This window comes from Aliidongia sp. (assembly GCF_035943795.1).
Lineage (GTDB): Bacteria > Pseudomonadota > Alphaproteobacteria > ATCC43930 > CGMCC-115725 > Aliidongia.
Window position 1 is genome coordinate 1 of the sequence record NZ_DASZBY010000117.1, and the last position, 17,907, is coordinate 17,907.

General features: G+C 68.2%; 14 protein-coding genes. 3 read left to right on the plus strand and 11 right to left on the minus strand.

From position 1 onward, the window contains the following. The coding region (locus VGV37_RS22995) for an oligosaccharide flippase family protein (protein ID WP_326882111.1) at positions 1-528 on the minus strand (528 nt) is incomplete at its 3' end. A 15-nt stretch (positions 529-543) separates the two neighbouring features. Further along, the gene (locus tag VGV37_RS23000) at positions 544-1,815 is read right to left on the minus strand and encodes a glycosyltransferase (RefSeq protein WP_326882112.1); all 1,272 of its coding nucleotides are present in this window, start codon (positions 1,813-1,815) and stop codon (positions 544-546) included. A 224-nt stretch (positions 1,816-2,039) separates the two neighbouring features. On the opposite strand from VGV37_RS23000, the gene VGV37_RS23005 reads away from it, so the two are divergent. Next, a complete protein-coding gene (locus tag VGV37_RS23005) occupies positions 2,040-2,861 on the plus strand; it encodes an MBL fold metallo-hydrolase (RefSeq protein WP_326882113.1) in 822 nt (273 codons plus the stop codon). Positions 2,862-2,864: 3 nt separating this feature from the next. Here the strand turns inward: VGV37_RS23005 and VGV37_RS23010 are convergent, their stop codons facing one another. The 5 genes from VGV37_RS23010 to VGV37_RS23030 form a co-directional block, all read right to left on the minus strand. Next, positions 2,865-4,193: an LLM class flavin-dependent oxidoreductase gene (locus tag VGV37_RS23010; protein WP_326882114.1), complete on the minus strand. Its 1,329-nt coding sequence runs from the start codon at positions 4,191-4,193 to the stop codon at positions 2,865-2,867. A gap of 86 nt (positions 4,194-4,279) precedes the next feature. Continuing rightward, positions 4,280-4,870, minus strand: a complete 591-nt coding sequence (locus VGV37_RS23015; protein WP_326882115.1) for a sarcosine oxidase subunit gamma — start codon at positions 4,868-4,870, stop codon at positions 4,280-4,282. Next, positions 4,863-7,826, minus strand: a complete 2,964-nt coding sequence (locus VGV37_RS23020; protein ID WP_326882116.1) for a sarcosine oxidase subunit alpha family protein — start codon at positions 7,824-7,826, stop codon at positions 4,863-4,865. The genes VGV37_RS23015 and VGV37_RS23020 overlap by 8 nt, the downstream gene beginning before the upstream one ends. After that, positions 7,823-8,095 carry a sarcosine oxidase subunit delta gene (locus tag VGV37_RS23025; protein WP_326882117.1) on the minus strand — a complete coding sequence of 91 codons (273 nt, stop codon included), beginning with the start codon at positions 8,093-8,095 and terminating at the stop codon, positions 7,823-7,825. The genes VGV37_RS23020 and VGV37_RS23025 overlap by 4 nt, the downstream gene beginning before the upstream one ends. A 3-nt stretch (positions 8,096-8,098) precedes the next feature. Next, a complete protein-coding gene (locus VGV37_RS23030; protein ID WP_326882223.1) occupies positions 8,099-9,349 on the minus strand; it encodes a sarcosine oxidase subunit beta family protein in 1,251 nt (416 codons plus the stop codon). 148 nt (positions 9,350-9,497) lie between these two features. Between VGV37_RS23030 and VGV37_RS23035 the strand changes: the two genes are divergently transcribed. After that, positions 9,498-10,472 (plus strand): GlxA family transcriptional regulator, encoded by a 975-nt coding sequence (locus tag VGV37_RS23035; protein WP_326882118.1) that lies wholly within the window; start codon positions 9,498-9,500, stop codon positions 10,470-10,472. A gap of 9 nt (positions 10,473-10,481) precedes the next feature. On the opposite strand, the gene VGV37_RS23040 is transcribed toward VGV37_RS23035, so the two are convergent. Further along, positions 10,482-11,099, minus strand: coding sequence for a response regulator transcription factor (locus VGV37_RS23040; RefSeq protein ID WP_326882119.1), 618 nt, complete (start codon positions 11,097-11,099; stop codon positions 10,482-10,484). Further along, positions 11,096-12,445, minus strand: coding sequence for a histidine kinase (locus VGV37_RS23045; RefSeq protein ID WP_326882120.1), 1,350 nt, complete (start codon positions 12,443-12,445; stop codon positions 11,096-11,098). Before VGV37_RS23045 ends, VGV37_RS23040 begins: the two co-directional genes overlap by 4 nt. A gap of 184 nt (positions 12,446-12,629) precedes the next feature. Between VGV37_RS23045 and VGV37_RS23050 the strand changes: the two genes are divergently transcribed. Beyond that, complete coding sequence (locus tag VGV37_RS23050; RefSeq protein ID WP_326882121.1) at positions 12,630-15,035, plus strand: TonB-dependent receptor; 2,406 nt, start codon at positions 12,630-12,632, stop codon at positions 15,033-15,035. 6 nt (positions 15,036-15,041) lie between these two features. On the opposite strand, the gene VGV37_RS23055 is transcribed toward VGV37_RS23050, so the two are convergent. Both VGV37_RS23055 and fghA read right to left on the minus strand, forming a co-directional pair. Continuing rightward, positions 15,042-16,718 (minus strand): methyl-accepting chemotaxis protein, encoded by a 1,677-nt coding sequence (locus tag VGV37_RS23055; RefSeq protein ID WP_326882122.1) that lies wholly within the window; start codon positions 16,716-16,718, stop codon positions 15,042-15,044. Between the two features lie 301 nt (positions 16,719-17,019). Continuing rightward, positions 17,020-17,859: an S-formylglutathione hydrolase gene (gene fghA / locus VGV37_RS23060; protein ID WP_326882123.1), complete on the minus strand. Its 840-nt coding sequence runs from the start codon at positions 17,857-17,859 to the stop codon at positions 17,020-17,022. Positions 17,860-17,907 lie beyond the last annotated feature (48 nt).

The following is a 17,907-nucleotide window of genomic DNA, read 5'->3' on the forward strand; positions in this document are numbered from 1 at the left end:
GCCGGCGATGAGCGCCCAGGCGCCGGCCCCCGACACGGCGAGCCCCAGCCGCGTCGCGGCGGCGGCGAAGGTCGCGCACACGTTGACCATGGCGATGCGCTCGTACTGCAGATCGCGGTTCAGGATCGCCAGCGGGATCAACGCCGCGCCGACCAGGGGCTGCTTGATCGCGGCTGCAATGAAATAGGTCGACATGCCGGCGACGCCGTAGACTGCTTCGATCCAGGGGGCGGCCAGCAGGGTCAGGGCCGCGACCAGCGCCGCGGCGCCGACCACGAACCAGAACAGGGTGTCGAGCTGCAGCCGCGACACCGACTTGGCCTGCACCAGCGCCTCGCTGGTACCCAGGCCGTCGAACGCCTCGATGATCATGCCGATCGAGACGACGAGCGAGGCGATGCCGACCTGCTGTTTGGTCAGATACAGCAGGACGGCCAGCATCGTCGAGAAATCGATGATTTTGGCGATGATCGTGGCACCGCCCAGCCAGTTGAACCCGCGGCCCAGGTGGCGCTGATGACTATCCACGCGGCCGGGCTCGCGCTATTCGCATTCCACGGGCGGCAGGCGGATGGTGGATAGGGCGATATCGGGCGGCAGGATCCAGGACCGGTTGCGTGCCAGATGGACCAGCCAGCGTCGCGACTGGTCGATCCAGGCGCGGAACTGCGGGCGGCTCCAGGTGCCGCGCTCGTCCGGCGCCGAGTGCAGCCGGTGGGCGAGGACGGTGGCGATCTTGCGGGCGCGGGCCTCCCAGGTCAGGCCGCGGCTGTCCGCCAGCGCGGTCGCGGCGAGGCGGGCGGCGAGTTCGGCGTCGCTGGTCAACCGGCCGATGCCGGCGACCAGCGCGTCCAGACTGTCGGCCTGGCAAAGATAGGCGTTTTCGCCGTGGTTCAGGACTTCCTTCACGTCGGGCGTGTCGCCGGCCAGGATCGGGCGGCCAGACGCCATGTAGAAGAACAGCTTCAGCGGCAGTACGGTCGAACCGAACTCGGCCAGCGGCTGCCAGGATGGCGGGATCAGCAGCACATCCGCAGCGAAGACGTATTGGCCGAGCGTCTCTGGCGGCTGAAACGGCACGATCCGGACGTTCGGCACGTCCCGGGCCAGGGCCTCGATCGGGCCTTGGCCGTACGACCCGACCAGGATGAACAGGTGGTCCGGCAGCTGCTTTGCCGCCTCGATCACCAGATGCAGGCCCTTCTTGTGATTGACGCGCCCGGTGTAGACGATGGTCTTGCGACCTGGGGCGACGCCGATCGCCGCCTTGGCGACCTCGATCGGCATCGGCGTCTGCAGCCGCTCCGGCTCGAAGCCGTTGCGGATGCAGTGCAGCTTGTCCGCCGGAATGCCCAGGTCCAGGTACTTTTGCCGCGTGTAGTCGGAATGGCAGATGTTGACCAGGAAGCGCCGGTGACAGAACAGGCGGTAGATCCAGCGCTGCAACGGCGGAATCTGGTCGGGCCACGGACGGTAGTGGTCGAACGCGACCTGTTGCCCGAACATGAGCGCCAGCCAGGCGACCCACAGGTTTCGCGTATAGACCAGGTCGGCCTGGCGGAATTCGCGCTGGAACAGCATGGACAGCCCGCAGCGGAAATGCCGCAGCGCGGCCGGCTGCAGCGGCGCGCGGGCCGGCACGACGGGCATTCCGGCCAGCCGGGCGATCGCCGCGCGGTCGGCATCCTCCGACAGCGGCACGTGCAGCCACGACTGCGTCGCCAGTGGCGCCAGATGTTTTGCGGTCGTCACGAAGACTTCGGCGTCCGCCTCGGTACTCGGCAGAGGATTCTCGAAGGTGAACAGAATTCTCATCGATGACCGCAGGAAAGATGGAAGTCCCCTCGGCCCCGGGAGTGCCGGGCCGACGGTGGCGTGACCATAGGCGGATCCGGGGATCGATAGAACCGAAAAACCAGGATGGCCGTCATCTTGGCCTGGGTCTGGTATGGGCGGGACGCTTGGGTGGGGGTGCTGCAGGTCTGTTAGGGTTTTCCAGCGGGACGCTCCTCTGGAACAGCGAGACAGGTGGCGGGCATATGGCATTTCTCTCCGAACCGGTACCCGAACGCGGCGTGCCGTTGCCGGTGGCGCCCGGCATCACGCGGATCGTCGCGAACAATCCCAGCGTCATGACCTATCACGGGACCAATACCTACCTGATCGAGGCGGAAGATGGTTTCGTCGTGCTCGACCCGGGGCCCGACGACAAGGGACATCTGGACGACGTGCTGCGCGCGACCGGCGGGCGCGTGTCCGCCATCCTGCTCAGCCATACCCATGCCGACCATCTGGGCGCCACCGCCGCATTGAAGGAACGGACCGGTGCTGCCACCCACGGCTTTCGCGTGAGCGCCGATCCGGAATTCGGCGCCGACCTGCTGGTGGATGATGGCGATACGGTCGCCGGCATGACCGCGATCCACACGCCGGGTCATGCCAGCGACCATCTGTGCTTCGCGGCCTCGGACGGCATCATCTTCACCGCCGACCACGTCATGTCCTGGTCCAGCAGCATCGTGTCGCCGCCGGGCGGCAACATGATCGACTATTTCAGCAGCCTGAACCTCATGCTGGCGCGCGACGACAGGCTGCTGCTGCCGGGCCATGGCCCGCCACTGCCGGAGCCGCGGGCGCATATCCAGGCGCTGCTCGACCACCGGCTGAAGCGCGAACATGCCATCCTGGCCGCGCTCGATGCCGGTCCGCTCGGCACCTGGGACCTGGTGGACCGGCTCTATTCGAAGACGGACCCCTGGCTGCGCCGGGCGGCGGAACGGAACGTCATCGCCCATCTGCTGAAGCTGCAGACCGAGATGCGGGCCGAGCAGCACGGCGAGGCCTGGGCGGCACGCCGGTAGCGGTCAGCCTCCGGTGGGGAAGAACTGGTTCGCCGGCCGCTCAAGGCCCAGGTGGTCGCGCAGGGTCGTGCCCTCGTACTCCCGGCGATAGAGGCCGCGCCGCTGCAGCTCCGGCACGACCAGCTCGACGAAATCGTCGAGGCCGGCCGGCACGGTCGGGAACATGATGTTGAAGCCGTCGGACGCTTCGCTCTCCAGCCATTCCTGCATGGTGTCGGCGATTTCGCCCGGCGTGCCGACCATCTGCAGCCCGCCATAGCCGCCGACCAGCTGCGCCAGCTGGCGGACGGTCAGATTGTCCCGGCGGGCGAGCGCCACGAGGGTGGCGCGCCCGCTCTGGCTCTGGTTGGTCTCCGGAATGTCCGGCAGGGGCGCGTCCAGCTCGAAGCCGGACGCATCGACGCCGAGGCGGATCGACAGGTTGGGGATCCCGCTCTCGGCATGGACCAGGCTGTCGAGCAGCGCCTTTTTCTCCTGTGCCTCCTTCGTCGTCCGTCCGGCGATGACCAGCGCGCCCGGCAGGATCTTCAGTTGGCCCGGCGCGCGGCCGAGCGCCGCCATCCGCGCCTTCACGTCCTTGTGGAAGCTGCGCCCATCCTCGATCGTGCGGCTGCTGCCGAACACCACCTCGGCGGTCTCGGCGGCCAGTTGCCGTCCCGCGTCGGACGCGCCGGCCTGGACGATGACCGGCCAGCCCTGGATCGGCCGCGCGATATTGAGCGGGCCGCGCACCGACAGATGCTCGCCCTTGTGGTCGAGCACATGCATGCGGGCCGGATCGAAGAAGATGCCGCTCGCCTGGTCCTTCAGCCACGCGTCGTCGGCCCAGCTGTCCCACAGGCCGGTGACGACGCTGTGAAACTCGCGGGCGCGCCGATAGCGCTCATCATGCTCGACATGGTCGGTGAGGCCGAAATTGAGCGCCGCGTCGGGATTGGAGGTGGTGACGACGTTCCAGCCCGCCCGGCCGCCGCTGATGTGGTCGAGCGAGGCGAAGCGGCGGGCGATGTGATAGGGCTCGTCGAAGGTGGTCGAGGCAGTAGCGACGAGGCCGATGCGCTCGGTCACCATGGCCAGTGCCGACAGCAGGGTCAGCGGCTCGAACGAGGTCGCGGTGGCGCTGCGCCGCAGGGCCTCGACCGGCATGTTCAGCACCGCCAGGTGGTCCGCCATGAAGAAGGCATCGAACCGCGCGGCTTCCAGCTTCTTGATGAAGCCGACCAGGTGCTGGAGGTTGAAGTTGGCGTCCGGGTAGGCGCCCGGATAGCGCCACCAGGCGGTATGGATGCCCACCGGCCGCATGAACGCGCCCAGGTGAAGTTGCTTTGGCATGATGGATCTCCGGCGCGGGGGTCGACTGCTGGTGATATGGCGGCGACCATCCCGCGGCGCCAGGGGCGGCGCGGCCTTTCGATCGGTCAGCCGACGATCGCGCAGCCGAATTCGGCGGCGCTCATGACCAGCGCGCGCGAAAAGCTGGGTGCGAAGCTGCGTCCGACCGCCAGATGGAAGACCGGCGCAGGGCTTTCCTGCCAGAGAGTGACGCCGATCGTCGCGGCCGAGGTCGTCGCCGCATCATCGGGCCGGAAAGCGCTCGGATCCAGATCGATCGGGATGAGCTTTGCCAGCGCGGCGCGCGCGTTTTCGCCGGATACGGCGAACAGCACATAGGCGTCGCTCTGGTCGCAGACGGCGGCATCGACCTGGAACGCATCGCGCAGCCGGCCTTCCAGGTCGCCGATCGTGAAGCCCGCCGCGAGCCAGCGGCCGGGGCCCATGCCGATGAACGCCAGGCCCGAGGCAGCGACCCGTTTGGGGCCGGTCGGCAGGGCGGTGCCGAATGCCGCCGCGCAGCGGGCGTTCAGGCCTTCCGTTCGATTCCAGGCGGTCGCGATCGAGGCGAAACATACGCCTTCGACCAGCGTAACGGTCACGCCCTGGTCGTTGGCGCCGTAACGGCCGGCCGGTACGATCCGGGTCTGGGCGATGTGGCCGAGCAAGTCAGGCACGAAGGCGCACTCCTTCCGGATCGACGAAGGCGGGGGCACAGATCTCGACCTCGATATCGCCGCCGCGGATCGGGTCGTAGACGCGGACCCGTTCGCCGATCCGGGCCGGTCCCCGCGCCAGCAGCCCGAGCCCGATCCAATGGCCGAGCGCGGGCGAGAAGGCGACCGACGTCATGTAGCCCTCGTCATGGGCCAGGTCGGCCGGTTGCCCGATGCCGAGGAAATGCGCGCCGGCCCGCAGGCGCGCCGTGCCATCGACCGGCTTGAACCCGACCAGGGTCGGCCGGTCGGGATCGCGGAAGGCCGGCCGGCCGGCCATGGTGCGGCCGACATAATCCTTCTTGGTCGACGCCATGCGGCCCAGACCCAGGTCGGCCGCCGCGGTCTGGCCGTTCAGCTCGGCGCCGGAGACATGGCCCTTTTCGATCCGCATGACGCCCAGCGCCTCGATGCCGTAGGGGGTGATGGCGAAATCCTGGCCGGCCGCCATCACGGCCCGCGCCAGCGCCTCGCCCTGGCGGGCCGGCACGGCGACTTCGTAGCCCAGCTCGCCGGAGAACGAGACACGGAAGATGCGCGCCCTGACGCCGCCCATCACTGTGGCCTCGATCACGCCCATGTACGGCAGCGTCGCGTTTTCGACGTCCACGCCCGCGTCGACCACCTTCCTCAACACCTCGCGGGCGCGCGGCCCGGCGATCGCGATCTGCGCCCATTGCTCGCTGACCGAGGCAAGCTGGACGTCGAGGTCGGGCCACAGCACCTGCAGGCAGAATTCCAGGTGCTGATAGACCTTCGCGGCATTGGCCGTCGTGGTGGTCATGAGATAGCGGCGCTCGCCGAGGCGCGCGGTCGTGCCGTCGTCCATGACGATGCCGTCCTCGCGCAGCATGGCGCCATAGCGCACCTTGCCGACGGCGAGGCTCGAGAAATTGTTGATGTAGACGCGGTCGAGCAGGGCTCCGACGTCCGGACCCTGCAGGTCGATCTTGCCGAAGGTCGACACGTCGATCATGCCGACACCCGATCGCACCGCCGTCACTTCGCGCGTCACCGTTTCCAGCCAGTCGCGTTCGCCCGGCCGCGGGAAATATTGCGCACGCAGCCAGGGGCCGGTCTCGATGAAGACGGCGCCGGCCGCCTCGGCCCAGGCATGGGTCGGCGTCGGCCGGGTCGGGCGGAAGTCCTTGCCCCGGTGATGACCGGCCAGCGCGCCGATCGCGACCGGCGTGTAGGGTGGGCGAAAGATCGTCGTGCCGGTCTGGGCGATGCTCCGGCCGGTCAGCGACGCCATGATCGCCATGCCGGTGACGTTGGAGGTCTTGCCCTGGTCGGTCGCCATGCCGAGCGTGGTGTAGCGCTTCAGATGCTCGACCGAGCGGAAACCCTCGCCATGGGCGATCTTGACGTCCTTGGCTGTGACGTCGTTCTGCTGATCGACGAAGGCCGGGCCGCGCGAGGCGGCGACATACCAGAACGGCTCGACGGCGGTGTCGCCGTCGTCCGCGCGCGGGGCGGCACCGGCAGAGCCCTCGAAACCGAGATCCCGCGCCGCTTCAGTGCCTTTTGCCATGCCGTCGGCGAGGCAGGCGGCCAGGCCGTAGCGGCCGGCGGCGGCACCGGCCACGGTCAGCCCGGGCGGTACCGCACCCGGCACGAAAGCCGCGATCGCCTCGTCCCAGACCGGGCGGCCGCCATGGTGGCAGGTCAGGTGGACGTTGGGCGAGAAGCCACCGGAGATCGCGAGCCCGTCGACCGCCAGGGTTTCGATGCCGGTCGCGGTCGCCACCTCGATCCCGCTGAGCCGCTTGCCCTCGGTGGCGACGACCTGTCCGCCCAGGATGATGCGAATGCCCCAGCGCCGGGCCTCGTCGGCGAGCGCGGATGCCACTGCCGATCGAACGTCGACGATCGCCTGGACCTGGGCACCCGCCGCCGCCGCGTCGAACGCCGCGCGCCAGGACGCGTCGTTGTTGGCGAAGAAGGCGGTCCGGTCGGCCGGCACGGCGGCATAGCGGTTGACGTAGGTGCGGAATGCCTGGGCCAGCATGACCCCCGGCCGGTCGTTGCCGCCGAACACGATCGGCCGTTCCGCGGCGCCCGCCGCCAGGATCGCGCGCCGGGCGACGATCTTCCACATTCGCTGGCGCGGGCGATGGGGGGCCGGCTCGGCCAGATGGTCGCCGACACGCTCGATGAGGCCGTAGGTGCCGGTGTCGTAGACGCCGAACACCGTCGTCCGCAGCAGGATCCGGACGTTGGACAGGCTCGACAGTTCCGCCATGGTGGCATCGACGAACATCCGCGCAGGCGCGCCGTCGATCTCGGACCGTTCGGCGTTGAGCCGGCCGCCCGGCCGGAAATCCTCGTCCGCCACGATCACCCGCGCGCCGGCCCGGGCCGCGGTCAGCGCCGCCATCAGCCCGGCGGGGCCGGCGCCGACGACCAGCACGTCGCAGAAGCCATGCGCCTTTTCGTAGTGGTCGGGATCGGGCAGCGCTGCAGCCGTGCCCAGGCCGGCCGCGCGACGGATGATCGGCTCGTACAGCTTTTCCCACGCCGCCGCCGGCCACATGAAGGTCTTGTAATAGAAGCCGGCGCCCAGGATCGGCGCCAGCAGGCCATTGACCGCGAGCAGGTCGAAACCCAGCGACGGCCAGCGGTTCTGGCTGTGCGCGACCAATCCGTCATAGAGCTCGGTGACGGTCGCTCGGGTATTGGGTTCGCGCCGGGCGCCGGTCCGCAGTTCGACCAGCGCGTTGGGTTCGTCCGAGCCGGCGGCGAAGATGCCGCGAGGGCGATGATATTTGAACGAGCGCCCGACCAGCGTCTCGCCCTGGGCGAGCAGCGCCGACGCGAGCGTATCGCCGGCGAAGCCGCTCAGCGCCCGGCCATCGAAGGAAAAAGCGAGCGGCCGGCTGCGGTCGATCAGGCCGCCCTGGTCGAGCCGGCTCATCGGGCCGCCTCGCTCTTACGGACCAGGGTGGCCTCGGCGATCTGGTGGGTCCGCGTGTCGCGCGTCACCGCCAGCCATTGGCGGCAGCCGGCGGCGTGGTACCACAGCTCGCGCAGGCTGCCGGCCGGATTGTCGCGCAGATAGACGTAGTCGTGGAACAGCGCGTCCGCATCGGGCGCCGCCGGATCGGGGCGCGCGAGCGACGCATCGCCCAGATAGGCGAATTCATGGGCGTCACGCGGACCGCAGAAGGGACAGGGAATGCGCATGGTTCAGTGCAGGTTCGGCTGGGCGCCGACCCCCTTCTCGTCGATGAGGGCGCCAGTCGCGAACCGGTCGAGGCGATAGGCGGCGTTGAGCCGGTGCGGTTCGTCCTTGGCCAGGGTCCAGGCGAAGCACCAGCCGGAGGCTGGTGTCGCCTTGAAGCCGCCATAGCACCAGCCGGCATTGAGGTAGAGGCCGTCGAGCGGCGTCCGGTCGATGATCGGCGAGCCATCCATCGACATGTCGACGAGGCCGCCCCAATGGCGCAGCAGCCGCAGGCGGCCGATCGCCGGCATCAGCGCCATGCCGCCCTCGCAGACATCCTCGATGGTCGGCAGGTTGCCGCGCTGGGCGTAGGAATTGTAGCCGTCGATATCGCCGCCGAACACCAGCCCGCCCTTGTCGGACTGGCTGATGTAGAAATGGCCGGCGCCGAAGGTGATGACGCCGGGAATGAGCGGCTTCAGCCCTTCGGATACGAAGGCCTGCAGCACGTGGCTCTCGATCGGCAGGCGCAGCCCGGCGAGGCCTGCCACCCGCGAACTGCTGCCGGCGACGGCGAGGCCGACTTTGCCGGCGCGGATCGGCCCGCGGCTGGTCTCGACGCCGACGACGGCGCCGTTCTCGCGCAGGAAGCCGATGACCTCGCAATTCTGCACGATGTCGACGCCCAGCCGGTCGGCAGCGCGGGCATAGCCCCAGACGACGGCGTCATGGCGCGCGGTGCCGCCGCGCCGCTGCAGCAGGCCGCCCTGGATCGGGAAGCGGCCATTGTCGAAATCGAGGAAGGGGTAGAGCGCGCGGACCTGCCCGACATCGAGCAGTTCGGCGTCGGCACCGCTCAGGATCATCGCATTGCCGCGCCGGGCATAGGCGTCGCGCTGCGCATCGGAATGGAACAGGTTGAGCACGCCACGCTGGCTGACCATGGCGTTGTAGTTCAGGTCCTGCTCCAGCCCTTCCCACAGCTTCATCGACCATTCGTAGAACGGCTCGTTGCCGGGCAGCAGGTAGTTGGACCGGATGATCGTGGTGTTGCGCCCGGCGTTGCCGGAGCCGATCCAGCCTTTTTCCAGGACGGCCACGTTGCGGATGCCATGTTCCTTGGCGAGGTAATAGGCCGTGGCCAGGCCATGGCCGCCGCCGCCGACCACGATGACGTCGTAGGCCGGCTTGGGTGCGGCATCCCGCCAGGCCGGCGTCCAGACGCTGTGCCGGCGGCAGGCGTCGGCGAGGATCGAGAAGACGGAATAGCCCATGGCGCGGCAGCGATCCTTGCGGGAGAAGTTCTTCGCTGGCGCCATGATCGATCGGTTCGGGGCGACTATCTTGCCTGAAGGCGACGAAAGATTGACTTGAGGCGACATTCCATCGTTTCTGCCCCTTCCGATCCTTGGAGCAGGGCCGATGGCGAATCCGATCGAGCAGCAGCCCCGGCACTACGGGTTCCTGCTGACGCCGAATTTTCCGCTGATGTCCTACGCATCCGCCGTCGAGCCGCTGCGCGCCGCGAACCTGCTCACGGGCCGGACCCTCTACACGTGGCGGCACGTTGCCGCGACCGGCCGGACGATCCGGGCGTCGAACGGCGTCGATATCGTCGCGGACAGTCGGATCGGCGATGCGATCGAGCTGGATGCGCTGTTCGTCTGCGCCGGTGGCAATCCCGCCCTGTTCCGCGAGCCGCCGACGCTCGCCTGGCTGCGCTCGCTCGCCCGCGACGGCGTCATGGTCGCCGGCATGTCGGGCGGCAGCTACATCCTGGCGCGGGCCGGCCTGCTCGATGGCCATCGCTGCACCATCCATTGGGAACATATCCCGGCGCTGGAGGAGGAGTTCCCGCGCCTCGAAATCCGCCGCACCTTGTTCGAGATCGATCGCGGTCGGGTGACCTGTGCCGGCGGCATCGCCTCGCTCGACATGATGCTGGCGCTGATCGAGCGCGACCACGGTCCAGACTTGGCGGCCGAAATCAGCGAATGGTTCCTGCGCACCCAGCCGCGCCTGGGCAGCGGCTCGCAGCGCATGACCTTGCGCGAGCGCCACGGCGTCAGCAACGGGAAGCTCTTGAAGGCGTTGGCGCTGATGGAGCGGCGGCTGGAAGAGCCGATGCCCTGCGCTGCGATCGCCACCGACGCGGGCGTATCGCCCCGTCAGTTGGAGCGGCTGTTCGCGGACCATCTCCACACCACGCCCCAGGCGCACTACCTCGCCATCCGGCTGGATCGTGCGCAGAGCCTGCTGCGCCAGACCCCGATGGCCGTGGCTGAAATCGCCGTCGCCTGCGGCTTCGTCTCGACCAGCCATTTCTCCCGGGCCTATCGCCGGCGCTTCGCCCGGTCGCCGCGCGAGGACCGCCACGGCGCGCAATCCGCTGGATGAAGAGGCCGTCTAGGAAATGCCGGTCTCGATCGACAGGCGGATCAGATCGGCGGTCCGGGCGACGCCCAGCTTGGACTTGATGTGGCCGCAGGTGTTGGCGACGGTCTTGTAAGCGACGCCCAGGGTGTCGGCGATGTCGGCCAGGCTATGGCCCTCGCCCAGCAACCGCAGGATCTCCAGTTCCCGCTCGCTCAGGTCGCCCAGTGCGGATCGGCCCGGGGATGATTGCAGGGCGAGTTCCTGGGCGATTTCATTCTCGACGTAGCGTGCGCCGTCGAGCACCCGCCGGACTGCGACCAGCAGCTCGTCGGGCGAGGCACCCTTGCTGACATAGCCGAGCGCGCCGGCCTGCAGGGCGCGGGCGGCATAGAGCGGTTCGGCGTGCATGCTGAACACCAGGATGCGCGCCCGCTCGTCCGCGAGCAGCAGCCGCTTGACCAGTTCGAGGCCGCCCAGCCCGGGCAGATTGAGATCGAGCAGCGTCAGGTCGGGTCGCTCCTCGCGGTAGCGCAGCAGCGCGTCGCGGCCGGACGCCGCCTCGAGCACCGTCGCATCCGGCAGGGTCGCGAGCAGCCGCCGCAACCCGCCGCGTACGATCGCATGGTCGTCGACGATCAGGATCTTCATGACGCGATGGCCGACGGCACGGGCGTGCAGCAGGGCAGCACGGCCGTCAGGGTCACGCCTCGCCCGTCGCGCCGGTTGGCAACCTCCAGAGATCCGCCGAGCGCCGCCAGCCGTTCGGCCATGCCGATCAGGCCGAAGCCGGTTCCCTCGGCGGCATCGGCCAGGCCGTCGCCGTCGTCGACGATGGACATGCGGACGCCATCGTCGTCGCCGACCGCGATCGTGACCAGGATGCGGGTCGGGTGGCCGTGGCGGACGGCGTTGCTCAAGCCCTCCTGCACGACGCGATAGATCGTCCCGTCGATCCGATCGTCCCGGCTCACCTCGCCCATCGCCAGGTCGATGCGGATTTCGACCTCCGGGTAGCGTCGGCGCCAGAACTGGGCGAGCGTCTCGACCGCGTCCGCCAGCCCCAGTCCGAGGGGGCCGGCCGGCCGCAGCCGACCCAGGATCGCCTTGACCTGGCGCTGCATGTGGGCGACCGCCTCGCGGATCGTCGCCACCCGCTGGGCCAGTTCGATCCGGCTGCCGGTCGTCGCCAGTTGCGGAATGGCGGCGGCATCGACGCTGACCGCGAACAGGAACGGACCGATTTCATCGTGAAGGTCGCGCGCCAGATCCGCCCGTTCCTCGTCCTGCAGGGTGCGCAACCGTTCGTGCAGGCGACGGTTGTTGGCTTCGAGCCCCGCCAGGCGCTCGGCCATCTGGTTGAATCCCTCGGCTAGCCGGACCAGTTCCGGCGCGCCCCGCGGGGCAAGGCGCGCGCCATAATCGCCGGCGCCGATGCGGCGGAACGATCCGATCGCGGTTTCCAGCGGCATCAGGCCGCGCCGGACCGTCCAGGAGACCAGCAGCAGCACGAGCAGGCTGAACAACCCAAGCACGACCAGGCTGTCGCCCAACTGGCCCCAGACTTCGCCGACCTCGTTGCGCAGGTCGGCCTGCAGCATGATCGCCCCGCGCCCGCCGACGGCCGCCGGCAGCGGAAAGCGCAGGACCTTCGGCGTCACGCCCAGCAGCTGGACGAACCAGTCCGGCACGGCACGCTGCGGGGTGGCGAGCTGCGAGACCAGCGCCGGCTCGTCCTGACCGTTCAGCAGCACCGCCAGCACATGGCGGTCGCCATCGAAGGTGCCGATCAGCCGGCTCAGCTCCTGGCCCGGATTCTGCGCCCGCGGCAGCTGGGCCAGGGCGTTCTCGATGCTGTGCGCGCCGACTTCGACGGCCGCGGTCATCTCGTCGTCGACCGAGCGGGCGGCATGCCAGCAGACGAGAGCGCCGCCCAGAATCAGGCTGACGAGCAACACGAGCATGATCGAGACGACCAGGCGAAGCTGTAGTGACATGCGGTTGAGCCCCATCGGTGCCGCGCCTCCCGCATCATCCTAGCGCCGCCGATCGGCTCTTCCGCAAGATCGGGAATTTTTCCTGGCGAGATCGGGAAAACCGCCTATCGCGGGGATGGGCGCTTTCACCCGTAATGGGAGCCGTGTCGGGTGGGCGAATCCGTCCGCCAGGGGAGGGCGCGGCATGCGGCGATCGGGGATTCTTGCGGCGGCCGTCCTGGCGTCGACCACCGCTTCCGCCATCGCTTCCGCCCAGGTCGCGCCGACGCCGCCCCCGGTCGAAACCATCACGGTCGTCGGCACGACGCCGCTGCCCGGCGCCGGCATCGATCGCGACAAGGTGCCGAGCAACGTGCAGGTCCTGTCGGACCAGGATCTGCACCGCGACGGAACGATCGATCTGGCCGGGACGCTCGGCAATAGGCTCTCCAGCGTCAACCTGACGCCGGAGCAGGGCAATCCGCTTCAGCCGGACTTCCAATATCGCGGCTTCGACGCGTCGCCGATCCTGGGCGCCGAGGACGGCCAGGGGCTGGCGGTCTATCAGAACGGCGTGCGCATCAACGAGGCGTTCGGCGACCTGATGAACTGGGACCTGGTGCCGCAATTCGCGGTCAACCGCACGACGCTGTTCAGCGCCGACCCGGTCTTCGGCCTGAACGCGATCGGCGGCGCGCTGGTGCTGGAGATGAAGAACGGCTTCAACGCGCCGGGCGGCTCGCTGGAACTGTCCGGCGGCTCGTTCGGCCGCATCGTCGGCACGGCCCAATGGGGCATTCAGTCCGGCGATTTCGCCAGCTATGTCGGCGTGCGCGGCTATGCCGACAATGGGTTCCGCGACCATTCCCTGTCGGCGATCAATCAGGTCTATGCCGACGTCGGCGCGGAGACCGGGCAGGGCACCTTGCACCTGTCCTACGCCGGTTCCTCCAACAATCTCCAGGGGGTCGGGCCGACGCCGGTCGAGCTGCTGGACCAGGACCGCAGCGCCGTCTTCACCTATCCCCAGTCGATTCGCAACGACGCGAGCCTGCTGACCCTGAGCGGTTCCTACAAACCGCTCGACCAGCTGACGCTCAACGGCACGCTCTATTATCGCCGCTTCAGCCAACGCCTGGTCGATGGCAACACGACCGATGCCAGCGACGACGGCTGTGCCAATCCCACCGACAATCCGGACGGCGCATTCCTATGCCTCGGCACCGCCGGCAACACGCTCTACGACCGCACCGGCCATCCTGTGCCGGATTTCCTCGCCGCCGCGATCGCGTCCGGCGGCAATGTCACCTATGGCGAGATCGACCGGACCGAAACCGATACGGACGGGCTGGGCGGGACCTTGCAGGCGACCCTGACCCGGCCGTTCCTTGGCCATGGCAATCACCTGGCGATCGGCGGCTCGCTCGATCACGGCGACACCAGCTACCGGGCGACCAGCGAACTGGGCTCGCTCGGCGCCAACCTGCTGGTCAATGGCAGCGGCTTCATCATCGACCAGCTGGCGAATCCGGAATCGGCGGCCCAGGCGCTCGATGCCGGGCTGCTGATCGGCCCGACCTCGCTCCAGGCGACCAACGATTATTACGGCCTGTATCTGACCGACACGTTCGACGTCACGGACACGCTGTCGATCACCGTCAATGGCCGGTACAATCTGGCCCGGATCGACCTGTCCGACCGGCTCGGCACCGGCCTCAACGGCCATCACCGCTACGACCGGTTCAACCCGGGCGGCGGCATCACCTACAAGGTCGCGTCCTGGATGACGGTCTACGCCAGCTATTCCGAGGCGAACCGGGTGCCGACGCCGGGCGAGCTCGCCTGCGCCGACCCGACCCGGCCGTGCATCCTCGACGGGTTCCTGGTGGCAGACCCGGACCTGAAGCAGGTCGTCGCCCGGACCTACGAGGCCGGCGTGCGCGGCAAGTTCGGGCTGCCGGCGCTCGACGGCCGCGTCACCTGGAATCTCGGATTGTTCAGGACCAGCAGCGAGAACGACATCCTCGACGTCGCGACCGCGTCGTTCAGCACGGGCCAGGGCTATTTCACCAACGCCGGCAGCACGCGCCGCCAGGGCATCGAGGCCGGGTTCGGCTTCAAATCGGCGGATTGGAGCTTCGATGCCGACTACAGCCTGATCGATGCGACCTTCCGCACCCGGATCTCGCTGCCGTCCAACAGCCCGTTCGCCGATCCGGATACCGGCGACATCACGGTTCTGCCCGGCAATCGTCTGCCGCTCATTCCGCGCCATCGCCTGAGCCTGAGCGCCGAATATCAGGCGACCTCGAACTGGCAGGTCGGCGCCGATCTCAAGGTCCAGAGCAGCGAGTATCTGCAGGGCGACGACAGCAACCAGGGGCCCCGGATCGACGGCTCCCATGTCGTGAACCTGCATTCCTCCTGGGCGATCACCGAGAATGTCACGCTGTTCGGCGAGATCGACAATCTGTTCGGCGAGAAATATTACAGCTTCGGTGGCTTCACTCAGCTGGACGGGCTGCCGCCCAGCTTTCAGCTGAGCGACACCCGGACCTTCAATCCGGCCGCCCCGCGCGCTTTCTTCGCCGGGCTCCGGGCGACGTTCTAGGCGCGATCAGGCCGAGCGCAGGTTCAGCAGGATCTTTTCGACTTCCATTCCCAGGTCCGCGGCGCTGCGCTCCACGCCGTCGGCCGCCGTGGAAACCTGCGACGCCCGGGCACCGTTGGCGCCGATCTCCTCGGAGATGTCGGCGACGAACGACGTCACTTCGGCAGTTCCCCTGGCCGTCTCCTGGATGTTCCGAGTGATTTCCTGGGTGGCGGCACCCTGCTGCTCGATGGCGGCGGCAATGGACGAGCCGATCTGGTTCATCTCGGCGATGGTGCTGCCGATCTGTTTGATCGCGTCGACCGCGGTCTGGGTGACCATCTGGATCTCGGTGATCTGGTCCGAGATCTCGCCCGTCGCCCGGCCGGTCTGCGTGGCCAGCGCCTTCACTTCGCTCGCGACGACCGCGAAGCCCTTGCCCGCCTCGCCGGCGCGTGCCGCCTCGATCGTCGCGTTGAGCGCCAGCAGGTTGGTCTGGCTCGCGATATTGTCGATCAGCGACACGACCTCGCCGATCTTCAGCGCCGCACCGGACAGCCGCTCCATGGTCTCGTTGGTCCGTCGCGTATCCTCGTTCGCCTTTTCGGCGATCGTCAGCGAGCGGGTCATCTGCCGGCTGATCTCCACGACCGAGGTCGCGAGTTCCTCGGTTGCGGCGGCGACCGTCTGGACGTTGGCCGAGGCCTGGTTCGCCGCAGCCGCCACGCCGGTCGAGCGCCGGCTGGTCCGGGCGGCATTGGTTGACATCTCCTCCGCAGACGAGCGCATCGCGACCGCTGCATCGGTCACCGTGCCCACCACCCTGCCGACGTTGGCTTCCAACTCGTCGGCCAGCGCATGGACGACCCGCCGACTGGTCTCCTGCGCCTCGCGCCGCGTTTCGTCCTGGGCCACGCGAAGCTGGTTGCCCTCGATCATGCTGGCCCGGAAAACCTCGAGCGCCCGGGCGATGCGGCCGGTTTCGTTGGTCAGGTCGGCGTGGGGTACCACGACCTGCGCGTCGCCGGCGGCCAGCCGGTCCATGGCATTGCACAGGCGGGCGAGCGGGCCGGTGATGCCCCGGCCCAGCAATATTGCGATGCCGACCGCGACCAGCAGGACGATGGCGGCGATGCCGCCGGTCCAGGCGGCCTGACGATACATGACGGCGTCGATGTCGTCGGTATAGACGCCGGCCTGGATGGCCCATTGCCAGGGTTCGTAGGGGGCCGAGAACTCGTCCTTCGGTGCTTCCGTGCTGCCGGCGGCGCGCGGGATCATGAATTCGAGGAAGCCGCCGCCCTTCTTGGCGGAATTGATCAGATCCTCGACGGTCCGGCGGCCGTGCGAATCCGTCACGTTCATCCGGTTGACGCCTTCGTTCTTGGGGTTGGCATGGACCAGCGTCACACCGTCGAAGCGATAGACGCCATAATAGTCGCCGTCGCCCCAGCGCATGCCCCGGATCGCCTTCTTGGCGGCGTCCTGTGCGGCATCGAGAGTCATATGGCCCGCCTTCACCTCGTCGTCATAGCTCTTCACCATTCGGATGACGCTCGTGACCATGTCGCGCAACTTGTCTTCGCGCTCCCGCACGATGGTCGCGCGGATCGACCAGATCTGCCCGACCGAAATCGCGCCGAACGCGACCGACAGCGTGATGAGGATGAGGATGAGTCGCTGGAAGATGCCGAGATTTTTCATGGAAAACTCCGGAGGCGGAGGCTATGGCGCATGGAAATTTGCCGATACCGCCACAAAGAACCCTTCGAATATTAAGGATCCGTTTCGATCCTAGGATGCGTATCCGATTGATGGTCCAGATCGACGATCCAGTGCCGCCGCCGCGGCCGGAATCCGGCCGTAAGACCCTGACAAATCAGCTAACGCTACCTCAAGCCGGGCGCGTGGACAAAGCAGAATTCGTTTGCATGCCAGCAAAATTCCAGCAAGTGAAACACAATCGCCGATGGTGCTGGAATGACCGGGCCGAACGGCGTCTTTTTCAGAGCAGCTGGCGGGCATGATGGGCGATATGGTCGGCCATGAAGCTCTGGATGAACCAGTAGCTGTGATCGTAGCCCTCCTGCCGGCGCAGGATGAGATCCTGTCCCGATTTGGCCGCCGCCTGCTCCAGGCGCTCCGGCCGCAGCTGGTCGTCGAGAAACTGGTCGGCCAAACCCTGATCGACCAGGATCGGGCCGGGATAGGGGCTCGCGGCCATCAGCAGGCTTGCGTCCCAGGCCGCCCAGGCCTGGCGATCCGGCCCCAGATAGGACGAGAACGCCTTCACGCCCCAGGGCGCGTCGACCGGGTTGGCGATCGGTGCGAAGGCAGAGACCGATTGCCAAAGGTCGGGCCGTCGCAAGGCCGAGACCAGCGCACCATGGCCGCCCATGGAATGGCCGAAGATGCCTTTGCGATCGGCCCGGATCGGAAAGTTCGCCTCGACCAGCGCCGGCAGTTCCTGGTTCACGTAGCTGCCCATCCGGTAGTGCCGGGCCCAGGGCTCCGCCGTCGCATCGAGATAGAAGCCGGCGCCGGTGCCGAAATCCCACCCGTCGTCCTCACCGGGCAGGTTGGCGCCGCGCGGACTGGTATCGCAGGCGACCAATGCTAGCCCATGCTCCGCCGCCAGGCGCTGGGCACCGGCTTTGATCGCGAAAGTCTCCTCGGTGCAGGTGAGCCCGGCCAGGTAATAGAGTGCCGGCACCGGCGCGTCCGCCGCCTGGGGCGGCAGATAGACCGCGAAAGCCATGTCGGTGCCGGTCATCGCCGAGCGATGGGTATGGAAGCCCATGCGACCGCCGAAGCAACGCTGTTCGCTGCGGGTCGTGAGGGTCATGGCGCGGATCCTTGGCGGTGAGGGGATGCTACCGCGATCTTAGGCGTC